This window comes from Lysinibacillus sp. FW301-JW8, from assembly GCF_058788755.1.
The window spans coordinates 51,571-68,115 of sequence record NZ_JBYTBB010000015.1 but is presented as its reverse complement, the minus strand read 5'-3'; the positions used below and the strand labels follow the sequence as shown (position 1 = coordinate 68,115).

Below are 16,545 nucleotides of genomic sequence, written 5' to 3'. Positions count from 1 at the left end.
CTTTTCATGTCAGCAAAAGCTGGAAGGAAACGACTAGGTGATTTACTCGTAGAATCAGGTGTAATTACACCACAGCAATTAGAGTACGCGCTAACTGAAAAGTCAAAAGAAGAAAAGCTTGGTGACTTTTTAATTAAAAAGAATTACTTAACAGAGCAGCAGCTTATTGAAGTACTTGAGTTTCAGCTTGGGATACCTCATATTAATTTAAATCAATATACGATTAGCCCTGATTTACTGCAGTTGATACCTGCTGAGTTAGCAAAACGCGCGAACATTATGCCAGTGCGCAAGGAAAGAAATAAGCTCTTTATTGCCATGGCAGACCCGATGGATTACTTTGCTATCGAGGAAGTGCGTATGGCTACAGGCTGTCAAATTGAAACAAGTATTGCGGCGAAGGACGATTTGTATCGAACAATTACCAAATACTATGACCTACAGGAATCAATGGATGCAGCTCTGTCCGATATGGCAACATCCAGCATTGATATGCAAACGGATATCGAACGTGAGGATTCACCAATTGTTCGCCTTGTTAATCAAATTATTGCAAATGGTGTGGCACAACGAGCTAGTGATATTCACTTTGACCCTCAAGAAACTGAGCTACGTGTACGTTATCGAGTTGATGGTGTTCTCAGAACAGAGCGTTCCTTACCAAGAAATATGCAAAGTGTTGTATTAGCCCGAATAAAAATTATGGGGAATCTCAATATTACAGAAAATCGAATTCCACAGGATGGGCGTATTAAATCAACCATTAATTTCCGACCGATTGATATTCGACTTTCCACTCTACCAACCGTTTATGGAGAAAAGGTCGTAATGCGTATTTTAGATTTAGCAAACGCTGTAAATGGTATTGAGCAGCTTGATTTTTCTGATCAAAATGAAGCATTATTTCGCTCCATGATTGAGCATCCCAATGGTATTGTCCTGATAACAGGTCCAACTGGATCAGGGAAATCCTCCACACTTTATGCGGCTTTAAATGAATTAAACGACGATGGTGTCAATATTATTACCGTCGAAGATCCTGTTGAGTATCAATTATCTGGTGTGAATCAGATTCAGGTAAAGGAAGAGGTTGGGCTCACATTCGCAACAGGACTACGTTCTATCCTGCGTCAAGACCCAGATATTGTAATGATTGGGGAAATTAGAGATTTAGAAACAGCGCAAATTGCTACACGTGCATCGTTAACAGGGCATTTAGTGTTAAGTACCCTACATACAAATAGTGCCATCGATTCTATATCACGATTGCAGGATATGGGTATTGAATCATTTTTATTATCGTCTTCATTAGTCGGAATTATGGCACAGCGGCTTGTTAGACGAAATTGTAGGGATTGCTCTGAAATCTATACATTTACTGAATATGAGTTAGCTATTTTAAAAGATAACGGTATACAAGATATAACACATGGACGTAAGGGACGTGGCTGTGCGGCATGTAATTTTACTGGTTATCGCGGTAGGATGGCTATTCATGAAATCCTACCAGTTGATCGTCATGTGAAGGAATTAATTATCCATGAGGTTGGCGATCAGAAAATCAGAGAATATATGAAGCAGCAACACTTTAAAACATTGCTAATGGATGGTTTACAAAAGGTTGCGGTAGGACAGACAACAATATCTGAAATCTTACGTGTTGCAAGTAAAGAGTAGGAGGTGAGTGAAATGACAGCATATTCAATTATTGAGTTATTACATCGTTCCTTTGAAGTGAAGGCATCTGATTTACATTTAACAAAAGGGGTGCCACCTGTTTATCGAATTCATGGACAGCTTGAGCACTATGGCACTGAGCCATTAGATAGTGCCGATTTATTAGAAATGGTGAAAACGATTTTACCTGTTCATAAGCAGCAGGAATTCGAGGAGAAGGGGGAGACGGATTTTAACTATTCTCTACCTGGAAAATGTCGTTTTCGTGTTAATGCTTATCATCAGCGCAATGAGGTATCGGTAGCGGCTCGTTTAATTGAAGCAAAAATACCTTCCATTGAAACGTTAAATATGCCGCAGGTGCTGTATCAGCTTGCGGAAAAGCCACAGGGATTAATTTTAGTAACAGGTCCAACTGGCTCTGGTAAATCCACGACGCTGGCTGCCATGATTGACTACATTAATGAAACGAGAGCAAAGCATATTATTACACTTGAGGACCCGATCGAATACTTACACTCACATAAAAAATCCATTATCAATCAGCGTGAGGTTGGTGTCGATACGAAAAGCTTTGCTAATGGCTTAAGAGCTTCATTACGTCAGGACCCTGACATTATTTTAGTAGGGGAAATGCGTGACTATGAAACAATCTCTACAGCAATAACTGCCGCAGAGACAGGTCACTTAGTGATGGCGACACTACATACTAGTAGTGCACCAACGACAATTGACCGTATTATCGATGTTTTTCCGCCCCATCAGCAGGCACAAATTCGCGTTCAGCTAGCCAATGTCTTGCAGGGCATTATTTCGCAAAGATTATTTGTTCGCAAGGACGTAAAGGGACGTATAGCAGCAACAGAAATTCTCGTGCAGGCACCGTCCATTTCGAATTTAATTCGCAATGAAAAGGTACACCAAATTCCAAGTGTGATGCAAACAAGTAAGGCACTAGGCATGCATACGCTTCAATCGTCAATCCAGCAATTAATTACAACAGGGAAAATCTCACTTGAGGATGCGAGACCGTATATGAATGCGGGGGAATATAGTTGACCGTATTTCGCTATAATGGGCGCACAAAAGCAGGCGTACAGAAAAAGGGTGTTATTGAAGCATCAAATAAACAGGCTGCGATTGAAAAGCTACGCAAGCAAGGAATTAATGCGCGTGAGGTACAGGAATCCACGAGTATTTTACATAAGGAGCTTGCGATTGCTCGAAAGGTAAAGCATCAGGACTTTGTTGTCTATTGCCGTCAGTATGCCACATTAATCCGTGCTGGTATTTCTGTTGTAGAGGCTACCCAAATTTTAGCCGCACAAACTAAAAATAAAACGTTAAAAAAGGCACTGCTTGAGGTGGAAGAGGATATACGGAGCGGTACAGCCTTTTCAGATGCTGCAGCCAAGCATCCAAAGGTATTTCCAATTCTATTTGTTAATATGATGCGGGCTGGAGAGGCTACAGGAAGTATTGATGATACATTAGACCGACTAGCCAATACTTTAGAGAAGCAGTATAGCATCAAGAAAAAAATAACATCGGCACTTACCTACCCTGCGGTTTTATCCATTTTAACCATTGCCGTTGGTTTGTTTTTAATGGTCTTTATTGTACCAACCTTTATGGCTACCTTTAAGGATATGGATATGGAAATGCCACTACTAACAGTAATTGTCGTTGGAATAAGTGATTGGCTTATTGCTAACTGGTATTTTGTGATTCTAGCCCTGGTGATCATCGTTGTGGGCTTTAATCTTTTATATAAAAAGAATAAAGAATTTCATTATTCAATCAATATTATGATTTTGCGTATGCCTATTTTTGGTTCATTAATGCAAAAAAGCGTTATTGCTCGAATGACACGAACATTAGCTACGCTATTTAGTAGCTCTGTGCCAATCTTAAACGCTTTAACCATCGTTGAAAAGGTAGCAGGCAATCCTGTTATAGCCAAGGTGGTTTTAGAGGCTCGGGATAATTTAGAAAAGGGTGGCACCTTATCCGAGCCCCTCGAAAAAAGCTGGCTCTTCCCACCACTTGTCTCACAAATGGCTGCTATCGGTGAACGAACAGGCTCACTCGATTATATGCTAGAAAAGGTAGCGGACTTTTATGAGGAGGAAGTAGATCGTGCAGTCGATACCCTAAAATCACTTGTTGAGCCATTAATGATTTTAGTGCTGGCAATGGTAGTGGGTATTATTGTTGCTGCGATTTTCTTACCGATGTTCCAGCTATATGAAAATATGTAATAGTAGAATTTTTGGTTATTTTTCTAGAATGATATGCTCTCACTATTATAATTTAGTGCAGTATTGAATTGTCTACCTTTAAAAAGGAAGTACGTGTCGACACACTTCATATAGAAAAAATAGTTTAAGGAGGAATTGAGTATGTTCAAAAAATTATTGAACAAAAAGCTTTTGAAAAATCAGAAAGGTTTAACGTTAATTGAGTTATTAGCAGTTATCGTAATTTTAGCGATTGTTGCTGCGATTGCTGTTCCTGCGATCGGTAATATTATACAAAATTCTAAATACAATGCAATTAAAGCAGATGCAATCAATGTCTTAAATTCAGCGAATCTGTATTATACAGATACTACTTCTAGCAGCGCTAAGGATCCTGTAACTACTCAAGATTTGATAAATGAAGGCTTTTTAAAGTCTGTTGGTAAATTACCACTTGACGCAAAAGTTTCAAAGACTAAACTTGAATTAAATACTACAGTTACAGGAGTTTTGAATTATACTATTAATTTTGAGAATGCAACACTTGAAACAATTAATAAAGATACTAAAAAAGGTAGCGAGATCACAACTTCTTATGTAGTAGGATCTAATAAATAATGTAACGATAGTCCTCCCAACTTCCCCAGAGATGCCTATGTATTTCTGGGTGGGAAATGGATGACTAATAAATTCACCTATGAAGTAGCTTAAAAAAGGGGGTCTTTTCACATGTTGAAGAGAAAGAAAAAATCGTATGTGTCCCTCGAATTGAAGGATTATGTTCTTCGTGCCATTGTGGCGGAAGGACCTGATCCTTCACGTTGGCGGCATTATGAGCTGCCATTAGCACATGGCATTCTTGAAAATGGCATTATCCATGATGAGGTCGCTTTATTTGAAGCAATGAATCAAGAAGTGGTGAAATGGGTTGGCAAAAAACAATTGGCTCGAATGTTTGTGCCAGATATGTCTGTTCTTTTGAAAAGCTTTGATATGCCCCATGACTTAAAACAGGAGGAGCTTCGAGGCTATGCCGAAATGGAGATTGGGCACTCAATTCATCTACCATTTCAGGAACCACTTATTGATGTTTATGATGCTGATCCGCTTGATGGTAGGGCACAATTATATGCTGCGCCCTCCGAGGAAGTGAATAAAATTGTGGCGATGCTCCTTGATATTGCGCTGGAGCCAGAGGCAGCGGATATCCGGGCTCTTTGTAATATCCGTTTATTGCATTATTTACAGCTACTGGAGATGGATAAAACCTATTTAATTGCAGAATGGTCTATTAATGAGCTATCTATTAGCATATTTTCACAGGGCAATGTGGAATTTTTACGCTATCAATCAATTGATACAAATATGGAGCAATGGGAAAGCAAGGCACAGGGCGAATATAGCTATGACTTTCAATATAATGGCGAGCTAGAGGATTATCGGATGATTGTTATGGATCAGGTGCTGGAAATTGATCGTATGATGAACTTCTTCCGTTTTTCTTTACATAAGGGTGAAAAAACGGTTGATGAAATCATTATTTTAGGGGACAATCCTTTATTACCTACCATTAGTGAGTTTTTACGTGCCAATTTAGGTGTGCCATTAACGGAGTTAAATGATCAGATGCTTCAAAAGAAATTTCCGCAGTTTACAAGAGCTTTTTCCTCCTTGCTTGGACTAGCATTGAAGGAGGTTAACGGATGATTCCAGAAATTAACCTCTTACCGAAATTAGAGAAGCGGAAAACCTCGCCATTGTTGATTTATATGATTCTAGCTATAATCCTTATTATTTTAGCGTTTATGACCTATCTATTTTTTGATGCTAGGGCAGCGTTAAAGGATTTATCAGTAGAAGAGCGACGCTTAGTGGAAAGGCAGGAGCAGCTACAAAATGATATCGCGACAAAGCAAAGTCAAAATACTGGCTCATTAAAGCAATCTGTTCACTATGTACAAAGTGTTGCTTATCCCGTAACGCCATTAATTGATGAAACAAATGCACTGTTACCAAGCCCAAGTTATTTACGTAGCTATTCATTTGGTACGAACCAAGTAACAATTGAGGCGGATTTTGAAACTATGACAGCTATTTCAAAATACGTTGAGCGTTTATTAGCAAGCCCTTATTTTACAGATACACAAATCGGCTCCATTACTAATTTTGACATTGAGCTAGGGGAGCAGGACAAGGACTTACCTGCAGAGGAAAAGTTTAAGCAGATGCCACGTTACTCAGTTTCCATTACAGCTACTATTGACTTTATGTATCTGGTAGGGGGACGAAGCTAATGACGAAATACCTAAATAGTAAAAAATCAGGCATACTATTGCTTGTCCTGTTGATAGCCTCCTTATTGTTTGCTCTCTATTATTATGTTATTTTGCCAAAAAAGGATGATGTACGAGCGAAGGAAGCTAGTATTCAAAGTCTGCAAACGGAGATTAAAAGCTTAGAGCAATCCCTTACCTCCTTTGATGAGCAGCTAGAGGTTCCTATGCAGGATACTTTAGAGATGCAAAAAAAGGTGCCTAGTGCAAGAGCGGTCGAGCAGGTATTAAGAGATATGGTGGAAATTGAAGAGGTGACAGGTACGCGCATGGAGTCACTAACCTTTAATAATTATGATGAGCCTGTAGCGAATGCCAATGTGGATCAATCGAATACAGTTGCTGAGGCGGAGGCAAAGGTCAATGAGGAAAATCAAGAGAATACGGAAACTCCACCTGTTTCTACGATTGCCCAAGAAAATATTCCACCAGAGCTGAAGCTAGTAACCTTTACCTTTGATATTGGTGCCTTAACATTTGACTCAATGGTTACCTTTTTAAAGGAAGTGGAAAAGCTTGAACGTGTTATGAAAATTGATACGATTAATATGACCATCCCTGGTGAGCAAGAAAAGCTAGATAAAGAGGCGGATAATACTATTAAGGCTACTGTACAGATTACGACGTTCTATTACGAGGGACAAGAATAAAGCTAGGCGCGCATACTTTATATGTATGGGCGCCTCTTAGTTTAGGAGGACATAAAAATGGAAATGGCTTATACCGTGACAGTATTTATTTTTGGGCTTGTTTTTGGCTCTTTTTTTAATGTGGTCGGCTTACGTGTACCAGTAAAGGAGTCCATTGTGCGACCACCATCACATTGCACAAATTGTCAGAGACAGTTAACAGCCCTTGATTTAGTACCTGTGTTGTCCTATGTATGGCTAGGAGGCAAATGCCGTAGCTGCGGACAAAAAATTTCTTGGATTTATCCTTTCATGGAGCTTATGACTGGGGTTTTATTTGCATTTGCCTATTGGAAGCTAGGCTTTACTGTAGAATTTTTTGTAGCCATTTTATTAATTTCATTACTTGTTATTATTGTTGTCTCGGATTTTGCCTATATGCTTATTCCTGATAAAGTACTACTCGTTTTTCTACCGCTGCTCTTTTTAGGACGTGTACTTTCACCGTTATCACCTTGGTGGGATAGTGCACTGGGTGCAGTCGTTGGCTTTGGCATATTATATAGTATTGCTGTGCTGTCAAAGGGAGGTATGGGTGGAGGAGATATTAAATTATTCTTTTTACTTGGGCTTGTATTGGGCACACTACATGCACTCTTAACATTATTTATAGCCGCTGTAATCGGGATGATTGTAGGCATTATAGTGCTAAGGATACGGCAGCAGGGCAGAAAGACGCCGATACCATTTGGTCCATCCATTGCAGCTGCGGCTATAGTTGTCTATTTTTATGGAGATGCCTTAATGAATTGGTATCTTGGGTTGTGGTAAGGAATAACTTACAATCTTGGAGGGGATAAAGTGAAGCCAGTAATTGGCATAACGGTCTTTGTGGAGGATGATTTGTCAGCAAGATTAAATGCTGCCTATAGCAATAGTATTATCGAAGCTGGGGGCATTCCGCTAATTATTCCTCTTGGCATAGAGGAGGATGTTGCACAAATTTTGTCGTTGACAGATGGATTATTGCTATCAGGAGGCTGTGATGTCCATCCATTTCTCTTTGATGCAGAGCCAGCACCTAAATTAGGGAAGGTACACCCTGAAAGAGATTCTGTAGAGCTTGCTTTAATCGAGGCAGCTTTTATTCGAAAGATGCCGATTTTTGGTATTTGTCGTGGTATTCAAATATTAAATGTTGCTCTTGGAGGCAATGTCTATCAGGATATGGAGAGCGAATATCATAGTAAAAAATTATTGAAGCATATGCAGCAGGCGGCTCGGGGCGTTGCTACTCACTATGTTACAGTTACACCTGATACATTATTAAACAGAATCACCAAAAAAGAGAAAATAGCGGTAAATTCCTTTCATCATCAAGCAGTTAATGTATTAGCTGAGAAATTAAAGGTTGCTGCCAAATCCAGTGATGGAATTGTAGAAGCAATTGTACACGAGGACCACCCATTTTGTTTAGCGGTACAGTGGCATCCAGAGGAGCAGGCGATGGCAGGAGATGAAGCATCAAAAAAAATATTTACTGCTTTTATAAAGGCAAGCCTGAAATTCAAAGTAGAGGCATAGTGCTTACAAGGAATCCATATTAAAGTGGATTCTTTTTTTTGTAAACCTCCTAAACAAAAGGAAGATGGCGAAAAATCTCCTTCGACATCTTCTTGCTTTAAAACAATGGGGGTATTTAATGTCCCCAATTACGCACAAACGCAGGAAGTAGGGGATGAGTAGGATTACAACGCTTTGCTGACGATAGCTCCAGCATTTCCTCTTCATTATCATCAGTCACCGAAATAAAAACAAAGATGCTTTCGTCAATAATGCCCTCCTGCTTCAATTCATACATCGTATCACTCATTGCTTGATGAAGCATTTCTTTATGTTCAACAAATTTTTCGTCTTTGATATGCAATATAATATCTAATAATTCACGACTTACCTTTTCGAGCATATTCGTTTCATCGTAATGTAAATATTCATCCTTTAAAAAGCGATAATCTTCGGGATCGTCCTCATAGTTCTGACCAATTTCAATAAGTGATTTTTCAGTTCCCATTGTTAAATAAAGGCTGCCGCAATCACCACCTGTCACTAGAACAGCCGCATAAATTTGTTCATCGTTTAAGGAGCTATACATTGTCGTATAAGCCTCTTGCACAGCCTGCTTGATTTTTTGTTTCAAATAGACGCACTCCCTATGTAAATTGTATTTTGTTCTATGTCTAAAATTAAGAAAAAGAGGTATATGCTCATCGGGGAACATATCATCCTCTTAAAATCATCCATTAATTTTATATTTTTTATTGTACACGACGATAAAGGCCTACAACTTGCCCTAAAATAGAAACTTGATCGACAATAATTGGCTCCATTGTGGAGTTTTCAGGCTGTAAACGGAAATGATTTTTTTCCTTAAAGAAACGCTTAACCGTTGCTTCATCCTCTTCTGTCATAGCCACGACAATATCCCCGTTATCTGCTGTTGATTTTTGCTTTACAATAACTAAATCCCCATCTAAAATACCAGCTTCAATCATGGATTCACCCATAATTTCTAGCATAAATAATTGATCCTCGCTTGTCCCATATGTATCTGGCAGCGGGAAATACTCTTCGATATTTTCAATAGCTGTAATTGGAGAACCTGCTGTAACCTTCCCTACAAGTGGAACGTGAATAACATTTTGCTTTTGGATAGAGTCTTCTGGCTCTAAAATTTCAATCGCACGTGGCTTCGTTGGGTCACGGCGGATAAAGCCCTTTTGCTCTAAACGAGCTAAATGTCCATGAACCGTTGAGCTTGAAGCAAGTCCAACTGCTTCACCAATTTCACGTACTGATGGCGGATACCCCTTTGCGCGTACTTCTTCTTTGATAAAGGCTAAAATGTCTTCTTGTCTTTTCGAAACTTTTTTCATGATTGCTCACCTCTTTTTTCTTTTATTTCTACTTATTAGATAGTATATCAGAATGCGAACACTTATGCAAACATAGGTTCGAAAAGTGTTTGACAAAAACATTCGTTCGCACTATTATAAGAACATACATTCCGAACAAACATTCTTGAAATGAGGTCATAACGATGAATTGGTTAAAGAAAAATCCGCATATCTCCATTTTATTAGGGGCTTGCCTACTATTTGCAGGATACCTTTACATAACAGATCCTGGTGAGGTGACTTACAAGGAAATACAAGTGGAACATGGTGATAACCTATGGTCGTTAGCAGAGCAATACCGTGGTAAAATGAGTAAGGAAGACTGGATTAACCTTGTAAAGGCAGAAAATGAATTACCAAATGTTCAAATTGTTGCTGGTAAATCATTAGTCATTCCAGTGGTGGGAAACCAAGCCAATCCCATAAACTCTATTGAAATAGCGAGAAATGAACCATGATAAATAAACAACAATCAGCCGTCATCTATTGCCGCGTGAGTACAGAAAAAGAGACACAAAGTTCCTCGCTGGAGCGCCAGCAGGAAGAATTAACGCATTATGCCAAGGTGCAGGGCTACAATATAAAGGGCATTTATTTAGATCAGCATAGTGGTTATGATGTGGAGCGAGATGGCTTACTTGAAATGCTTGATTTTATTAAAGAAGAGGAAATTAATGCGCTATTTGTCCAGGATGAAACACGCTTAGGACGTGGTAATGCCAGAATGGCGGTGCTGCATTTATTACAAAAAACAGAAACAGATGTTTTCTCCATGCGAGATGCAGGACCTGTACAATTAAATGAAATGGATACGATGCTGCTAGAAATATTAGCGATAGTAGAGGAATACCAGCGTAGAATCCATAATGCTAAAATACGGCGTGGTATGCGTCGAGCTGTTGAAAAGGGCTATAGACCTGAAAATAATCTATCGAATCGTGGAAATCCAAATGGACAGGAGCGTAAGGAAGTGCCGATTGAGGAAATCATTAAGCTTCGAAACAAGGGTTTTACGTTTGAGGAGATTGCCATGACACTTCGAGGCTTAGGCTTTGATGTTAGTAAGGCAACAGTACATCGAAGATATCGGGAGCATCAGAAGAAGTTGATAGGTGAATAAAGTAAGATCAGTGGGATTTTTGTCATCCCACTGATGAAATAGGAGAGTAAGATTAATACAAGCTTTCAATCACTATATTTTCGAGCAGTTTAAATTGATGTTATTGACTTATTCTGTCGTAAAACATAATGGGTTAAAATGTCTCTAACTCTACTATATTTATTTGCAAATTGTTAGAAGTGTACTTTCCCTTTGCTTGATTGAAACCAGCATATTGCTATACCCACTCCTCACCTAAAACAGCATAATAGTATTCATCCCACCATTCCTCACCATTTGGGATACATTTTTTAAAATATCCTTCACGTCTCATGCCGATTTTCTCCATAACCCGATAGGAGGCAATATTTTCTGGCTGACACGTTGCAATGATCCGATGCAGGTTCATTTCCTTGAATCCATAGTGCAGTACAGCTTTTGCTGCCTCAGAAGCATAGCCTTTGTTGTAGTAATTCGGATGAAAAACCCAACCAATTTCAAATGTATGGTCGCCAAAATATTGATGAAAAGCAATATGACCAATTATCAAATTTCCTTCTATTAAAACAACTGGAAAGTATTTTGCCTGTTCGCAACTATTGTCTGATACAAAATTCTTAGCCATATCCTCGTTAAAAACACCCTCTGGTATATACTTCATGACCTGACTATTTGACGTATATTCATAGACTGCCTGCCAATCGTCCTCCTTAAATTTTCGTATGCATAATCTATTTGTTTCTATCTTCAACGTCTTTTCCTCCATGTATGTAATTTTAAAGGCTCTACTATAGTTATACACATCTAACTCCTGAAAGTCATGTTATTAGTGGTATTTTTTACTAAAGTAAAAGGGTTGGTATAACTGCATTTTAAGGGAATACATGCTATACTTTGCATACCAAATACATTAAGATATGTACTGGAAAGGTGTGTAATTATGTTATCAAAGGAAAAAATTAAGCGAATCAATGAACTTTCTGCCAAAGCAAAGAATGGGACATTAACGGAGGCGGAAGCGAAGGAGCAGACAGCACTTCGTAAAGAGTATTTAGATACATTTAGAGCAACTATGCGAGATACCATTGAACATGTAAAAGTGGTAGATGTTGAAGGCAATGATGTAACACCAGAGAAGGTTAAACAAGCGAAAAAAAATAAATTTCTAAATTAATGTGACACATTTAGAATAATTACGCCTCAGTGTAATTTCGTCCAGATTTTGAATTGTGTTAGCACAATTCACTCCTTTCAAAATTCGTGACATTCGCTAGAGGCATTATCTTTATTCAGTTGACCTTATATGGTTTATGGCTGTGAAAATATTATAGTTTTTACTTTATAATGAGGCGGAATTTCTACTGAATAATGATAAAGTATGTTACAAAAGGTAAATAGTATAACAAAAGCATTGTTTTCTGTGACAATGTTGACTAAACTGTAAAAGAACAATATATAGGACGAGAAAGGATGTCACAACAAAATGACTCAACATGCGGATCAACTAGCGATTAATGCTATCCGAACATTGTCAATCGATGCAATTGAAAAAGCAAATTCAGGTCACCCAGGTTTACCGATGGGGGCAGCGCCAATGGCTTATACGCTTTGGACAAAACAACTTCACCATAATCCAGCTAATCCAAAATGGTTTAACCGTGATCGTTTTGTACTTTCTGCGGGTCATGGCTCGATGCTTCTGTACAGTCTACTTCATCTAGGTGGCTACGGCTTACCAATGGAGGAAATTCAAAACTTCCGTCAATGGGATTCATTAACTCCAGGACATCCTGAATATGGTCATACAGTTGGAGTAGAGGCAACAACAGGTCCTCTAGGTCAAGGTATTGCTATGACAGTAGGTATGGCAATGGCTGAGCGCCATTTAGCAGCTACTTACAATAAATCAGGTCATGACATTGTTGATCACTATACATTTGCACTTTGTGGCGATGGTGACTTAATGGAAGGTGTAGCGGCAGAAGCTATTTCTTTAGCGGGTCACTTAAAACTTGAAAAATTAATCGTACTTTACGATTCAAATGATATTTCTCTTGATGGTGATTTGGAAAAATCATTCTCAGAAAATGTTCAAAAGCGTTTCGAATCATATGGCTGGAACTATTTAAAAGTAGCAGATGGCACAGATGTTGAAGCCATTAACACAGCTATCGAGGAAGCTAAAAAATCAACTGGCAAACCAACATTGATTGAAGTAAAAACGGTGATTGGTTTCGGTTCCCCAAATAAATCTGGTAAAGCAGATTCACACGGTGCACCACTTGGTACAGATGAAGTCGTATTAACGAAAGCAGCCTATGAATGGGCACATGAGCAATTCCAAATCCCTGCTGAAGTATACGATACATTTAATGCTGCTGCTGAAGTTCAAGGAGCACAGTCTGAAGAAGCTTGGAATGCTAAATTTGCAGCCTATAAACAAGAATTCCCAGAGCTAGCTGCTCAATTTGAAAAAGCTATGAATGGGGAGTTACCGGAGGACTTTGCTTCTGAATTGCCAGTATATGAAGCAGGTAAATCTGTTGCAACACGCTCTTCTTCGGGTGATGCGATTAATGCCATTGCGAAGAAAACACCTTCATTCTTTGGTGGTTCTGCTGACCTTGCAGGCTCTAATAAAACAACGATGAAGGGTGCAGGCGATTTCTCTGCAGAAAATTATGCTGGTCGTAACATCTGGTTTGGTGTTCGTGAATTTGCAATGGGTGCTGCTATGAACGGTATGGCTCTTCATGGTGGATTAAATGTATTTGGTGGTACGTTCTTCGTATTCTCTGATTATGTTCGTCCAGCCGTTCGTCTTTCTGCATTAATGGGTCTACCTGTAACGTATGTATTTACTCATGACTCTATTGCAGTAGGGGAAGATGGTCCAACACATGAGCCAATCGAACATCTTGCATCATTACGTGCAATGCCAAACCTATCTGTTATTCGTCCAGCAGATGCAAATGAATCAGCAGTTGCTTGGGAGCTTGCGGTAGCATCAGAAAAAACACCAACTGTTTTAGTACTATCTCGTCAAAACTTGCCTGTACTTAATGCATCTATTGATACGGTACGTGAAGGTGTTGCGAAGGGTGCTTATACAGTATCGCCAGCTTCAAAAGAAGTGGCAGATGCGATTTTAATTGCAACTGGCTCTGAGGTTTCACTTGCTGTGGAGGCACAAAAAGCATTAAAAGCAGAAGGTATAGATGCAGCAGTTGTATCAATGCCATCTATGGATCGCTTTGAAAAACAAGACGCAGCTTACAAAGAATCGGTTCTTCCAAAAGCTGTGACAAAACGTCTTGCAATTGAAATGGGTGCGTCATTCGGCTGGCATAAATATACTGGCTTTGAAGGTGACGTTCTTGCTATCGACAAGTTCGGCGCATCAGCACCAGGTGAATTAGTAATGGAGAAATATGGATTTACAGTAGAAAATGTTGTTGAGAAGGTAAAAGCTCTCTAATATATTGAGGTACCGCAATACTCAGAAGGTTAAAAGACCTCTGAGTGTTGTGGTATTTTTTCATGTTTGGAAGATTTTATGAGGGAAATCCAAATAGCTGCGCCATGAATACATAGAGTTGCAATAAATATGAAGAAGCTCTTTGCACTTCCTCCAATATTGAGCTCATCGGCTATAATACCACTAAACCAAAGCAGTTGACCTGAAATAAGGATGGAGAGTCCTGCAAACAGTAGACAAAACCAAGTAGGTACATTTTTAAAAAAGACAATCATCAACAATATCGCAGCGAAAAGCAATATGACCTCAAAAATAGGATCGAGTAAAGAAAACGAATGATTCGTAACAAATTGTTTATAAGTAAAATGTGTTTCCATAGAATTCCTCCTTATACTAAATAGTAACGATAATAGAAATAGAAGGTTCAATTTTTCTTAAAATATATACTGCTGTTTTCTTATTTATGTATAATTAGAGAAGATTTTGAAGAAGTGGGGTAGAGAAATGAGAGACTATAGTGTAGTATTATTTGATTTAGACGGTACCTTGTCTGATCCTAAAATCGGTATTACGAAATCTGTCCAATATTCCTTAGAAAAGATGGAGATTATTGAGGAGGATTTGGATAAGCTAGAGATATTTATTGGTCCACCATTGCAAGTATCTCTTGCTGAACAATATGGTATGGATGAGGCACAAATCCAACAAGCGATTGCTTATTATCGGGAGCGATTTTCGAAAAAGGGCATGTACGAAAATAAGCTCTATCCAGATGTTGTGTCCTTATTAGCAAATTTGAAGGAGCAAGGCTATCAATTAGCAGTGGCTACATCTAAGCCAACCATTTTTGCGGAACAAATTTTAAGCTATTTTAACATTGAGCTTTTCTTTGACCTTGTGGTCGGAAGTCATTTAGATGGCACACGATCCGCAAAAGGTGAAATTATCGAGTTTGTTCTAGAGAATTTTAATGAGGTTCCTCGTCATCAATTTATTATGATCGGGGATCGAAAATATGATATTGTTGGCGCACAAGAAAATCAAATTGATTCTATCGGTGTAACATACGGCTTCGGGTCATTGAAAGAACTACAGGATGCACAGGCAACGTATATAGTAAGCAGTGTCCCTGAGTTACAGGGATTTTTTGGTAAATAAAAAAACTGCATTGCTAAAAATGCAGTTTCGTGTTGTTAAAATACTATTATGTCAATGAAGTCAAAGTGACAATTAAAAAGTACAGTCCTTTTTCAAAACGAGAGGTTGATATCCACTACTTTCATGGCTGTATCCATCGTTTTTCTGGTTCTATCCACCACTTTTATAATTCTATCCACCATTCCAGCTCTGTTATCCATCAACTTGCTTTTTAAGAACTTTAAACGATATTTTGCTGCATCGTTACAGATAATTGCGTCTCTCGATTAATTACTTCTTCTTTGCCCAATTTAATGGAGCGAACAATTCCTCCGTTACGAGAGTCCTTATAATTAGCAACTTGCACAATAATTTCAATTTCACTAAGACCATTTACTTCAAAAGAAGTGGAATAAGGTATGTTTTTGGCAATGGTTGTATCCGCATTTTCTCCAATTTTGCCCGATTTCGATAGTTGTCTACCATTCACATATAATTCAGAAGAGCTCCGAACACTTGGTACTCTAATACTGTAGGTACTATTATCAGATGGATTAACAAGAATTTTTAAGCGATAAGAACCGTAACCATATGGTGTTACTTTCCCCTCCTGTAAAGAAGAATCCCACCCCTTTGGAACATGTATGTATGATAAATTATTTCGTGCCGCATCAATTGGCTGTTTTTCGTTAATTAACCACGTATAGGGAAAGAACTCCCATTCCCCATCTAATGTAATGGAATGATTATCGTTAAAATTCCATTCTCGCAAGTCGATTTGTCCTTTTACTGCATAGGGTTGGTTTGTGTTATTTAATAAATCCAACCATAAAATACGTGAGCCTGTTAAAAATAGTACAAATAAACTAACAATAAGAATAATTTTCTTTTTATTCATTTACATAAATGTCAAAAAGTCCTTGCACTTTCTATTTATAGCACAATTTCCTTAGGCCAATTGCACCTCCTTTGCACTATTATCCTATCATGCTCAGAGA

The 16,545-nt window shown here is 38.5% G+C and carries 19 protein-coding genes; 14 read left to right on the top strand and 5 right to left on the bottom strand.

All coding sequences use genetic code 11. The features are described 5' to 3' along the window. Positions 1-6: 6 nt before the first annotated feature. The 9 genes from AC3WOM_RS08640 to AC3WOM_RS08600 all read left to right on the top strand — a co-directional run bounded on the left by AC3WOM_RS08640 (position 7) and on the right by AC3WOM_RS08600 (position 8,463). Positions 7-1,677, top strand: a complete 1,671-nt coding sequence (locus tag AC3WOM_RS08640; RefSeq protein WP_492446208.1) for a GspE/PulE family protein — start codon at positions 7-9, stop codon at positions 1,675-1,677. A gap of 12 nt (positions 1,678-1,689) precedes the next feature. Then, entirely contained in the window at positions 1,690-2,736 is a 1,047-nt protein-coding gene (locus tag AC3WOM_RS08635; RefSeq protein WP_427547845.1) for a type IV pilus twitching motility protein PilT, read from the top strand. Continuing rightward, positions 2,733-3,938, top strand: coding sequence for a type II secretion system F family protein (locus AC3WOM_RS08630; protein WP_492446207.1), 1,206 nt, complete (start codon positions 2,733-2,735; stop codon positions 3,936-3,938). The genes AC3WOM_RS08635 and AC3WOM_RS08630 overlap by 4 nt, the downstream gene beginning before the upstream one ends. A gap of 141 nt (positions 3,939-4,079) precedes the next feature. Continuing rightward, positions 4,080-4,535 (top strand): type II secretion system protein, encoded by a 456-nt coding sequence (locus AC3WOM_RS08625; protein ID WP_492446205.1) that lies wholly within the window; start codon positions 4,080-4,082, stop codon positions 4,533-4,535. A gap of 111 nt (positions 4,536-4,646) precedes the next feature. Continuing rightward, complete coding sequence (gene pilM, locus AC3WOM_RS08620) at positions 4,647-5,624, top strand: type IV pilus biogenesis protein PilM (RefSeq protein WP_492446203.1); 978 nt, start codon at positions 4,647-4,649, stop codon at positions 5,622-5,624. After that, a complete protein-coding gene (locus AC3WOM_RS08615) occupies positions 5,621-6,211 on the top strand; it encodes a PilN domain-containing protein (RefSeq protein WP_492446201.1) in 591 nt (196 codons plus the stop codon). Before pilM ends, AC3WOM_RS08615 begins: the two co-directional genes overlap by 4 nt. Then, positions 6,211-6,900 (top strand): hypothetical protein, encoded by a 690-nt coding sequence (locus tag AC3WOM_RS08610; protein WP_492446199.1) that lies wholly within the window; start codon positions 6,211-6,213, stop codon positions 6,898-6,900. The genes AC3WOM_RS08615 and AC3WOM_RS08610 overlap by 1 nt, the downstream gene beginning before the upstream one ends. A gap of 57 nt (positions 6,901-6,957) precedes the next feature. Further along, entirely contained in the window at positions 6,958-7,710 is a 753-nt protein-coding gene (locus tag AC3WOM_RS08605) for a prepilin peptidase (protein ID WP_492446197.1), read from the top strand. A 30-nt stretch (positions 7,711-7,740) separates the two neighbouring features. Beyond that, positions 7,741-8,463, top strand: a complete 723-nt coding sequence (locus tag AC3WOM_RS08600) for a gamma-glutamyl-gamma-aminobutyrate hydrolase family protein (RefSeq protein ID WP_492446196.1) — start codon at positions 7,741-7,743, stop codon at positions 8,461-8,463. Between the two features lie 115 nt (positions 8,464-8,578). Here AC3WOM_RS08600 and AC3WOM_RS08595 read toward each other — a convergent pair whose 3' ends face one another. Together AC3WOM_RS08595 and lexA are read right to left on the bottom strand one after the other, a co-directional pair. Beyond that, entirely contained in the window at positions 8,579-9,076 is a 498-nt protein-coding gene (locus tag AC3WOM_RS08595) for a DUF4303 domain-containing protein (protein ID WP_492446195.1), read from the bottom strand. 118 nt (positions 9,077-9,194) lie between these two features. Beyond that, the gene (gene lexA / locus AC3WOM_RS08590) at positions 9,195-9,812 is read right to left on the bottom strand and encodes a transcriptional repressor LexA (protein WP_427547859.1); all 618 of its coding nucleotides are present in this window, start codon (positions 9,810-9,812) and stop codon (positions 9,195-9,197) included. Positions 9,813-9,976: 164 nt separating this feature from the next. Between lexA and yneA the strand changes: the two genes are divergently transcribed. Beyond that, the gene (yneA, locus tag AC3WOM_RS08585) at positions 9,977-10,291 is read left to right on the top strand and encodes a cell division suppressor protein YneA (protein WP_427547860.1); all 315 of its coding nucleotides are present in this window, start codon (positions 9,977-9,979) and stop codon (positions 10,289-10,291) included. After that, the gene (locus tag AC3WOM_RS08580; RefSeq protein WP_492446192.1) at positions 10,288-10,953 is read left to right on the top strand and encodes a YneB family resolvase-like protein; all 666 of its coding nucleotides are present in this window, start codon (positions 10,288-10,290) and stop codon (positions 10,951-10,953) included. The genes yneA and AC3WOM_RS08580 overlap by 4 nt, the downstream gene beginning before the upstream one ends. A 217-nt stretch (positions 10,954-11,170) precedes the next feature. Here the strand turns inward: AC3WOM_RS08580 and AC3WOM_RS08575 are convergent, their stop codons facing one another. After that, positions 11,171-11,683 (bottom strand): GNAT family N-acetyltransferase, encoded by a 513-nt coding sequence (locus tag AC3WOM_RS08575; protein ID WP_492446190.1) that lies wholly within the window; start codon positions 11,681-11,683, stop codon positions 11,171-11,173. Positions 11,684-11,872: 189 nt separating this feature from the next. Between AC3WOM_RS08575 and AC3WOM_RS08570 the strand changes: the two genes are divergently transcribed. Both AC3WOM_RS08570 and tkt read left to right on the top strand, forming a co-directional pair. Beyond that, positions 11,873-12,106: a DUF896 domain-containing protein gene (locus AC3WOM_RS08570; protein WP_492446188.1), complete on the top strand. Its 234-nt coding sequence runs from the start codon at positions 11,873-11,875 to the stop codon at positions 12,104-12,106. Positions 12,107-12,415: 309 nt separating this feature from the next. After that, on the top strand, positions 12,416-14,410 hold the full coding sequence (gene tkt / locus AC3WOM_RS08565) for a transketolase (protein WP_492446186.1): 1,995 nt from the start codon (positions 12,416-12,418) through the stop codon (positions 14,408-14,410). A 29-nt stretch (positions 14,411-14,439) separates the two neighbouring features. Here tkt and AC3WOM_RS08560 read toward each other — a convergent pair whose 3' ends face one another. Next, a complete protein-coding gene (locus AC3WOM_RS08560; protein WP_492446184.1) occupies positions 14,440-14,787 on the bottom strand; it encodes a hypothetical protein in 348 nt (115 codons plus the stop codon). Between the two features lie 127 nt (positions 14,788-14,914). On the opposite strand from AC3WOM_RS08560, the gene AC3WOM_RS08555 reads away from it, so the two are divergent. Next, positions 14,915-15,568: an HAD family hydrolase gene (locus tag AC3WOM_RS08555; protein ID WP_492446182.1), complete on the top strand. Its 654-nt coding sequence runs from the start codon at positions 14,915-14,917 to the stop codon at positions 15,566-15,568. A gap of 220 nt (positions 15,569-15,788) precedes the next feature. On the opposite strand, the gene AC3WOM_RS08550 is transcribed toward AC3WOM_RS08555, so the two are convergent. Further along, positions 15,789-16,445 carry a hypothetical protein gene (locus tag AC3WOM_RS08550; RefSeq protein ID WP_492446181.1) on the bottom strand — a complete coding sequence of 219 codons (657 nt, stop codon included), beginning with the start codon at positions 16,443-16,445 and terminating at the stop codon, positions 15,789-15,791. Positions 16,446-16,545: the final 100 nt, after the last annotated feature.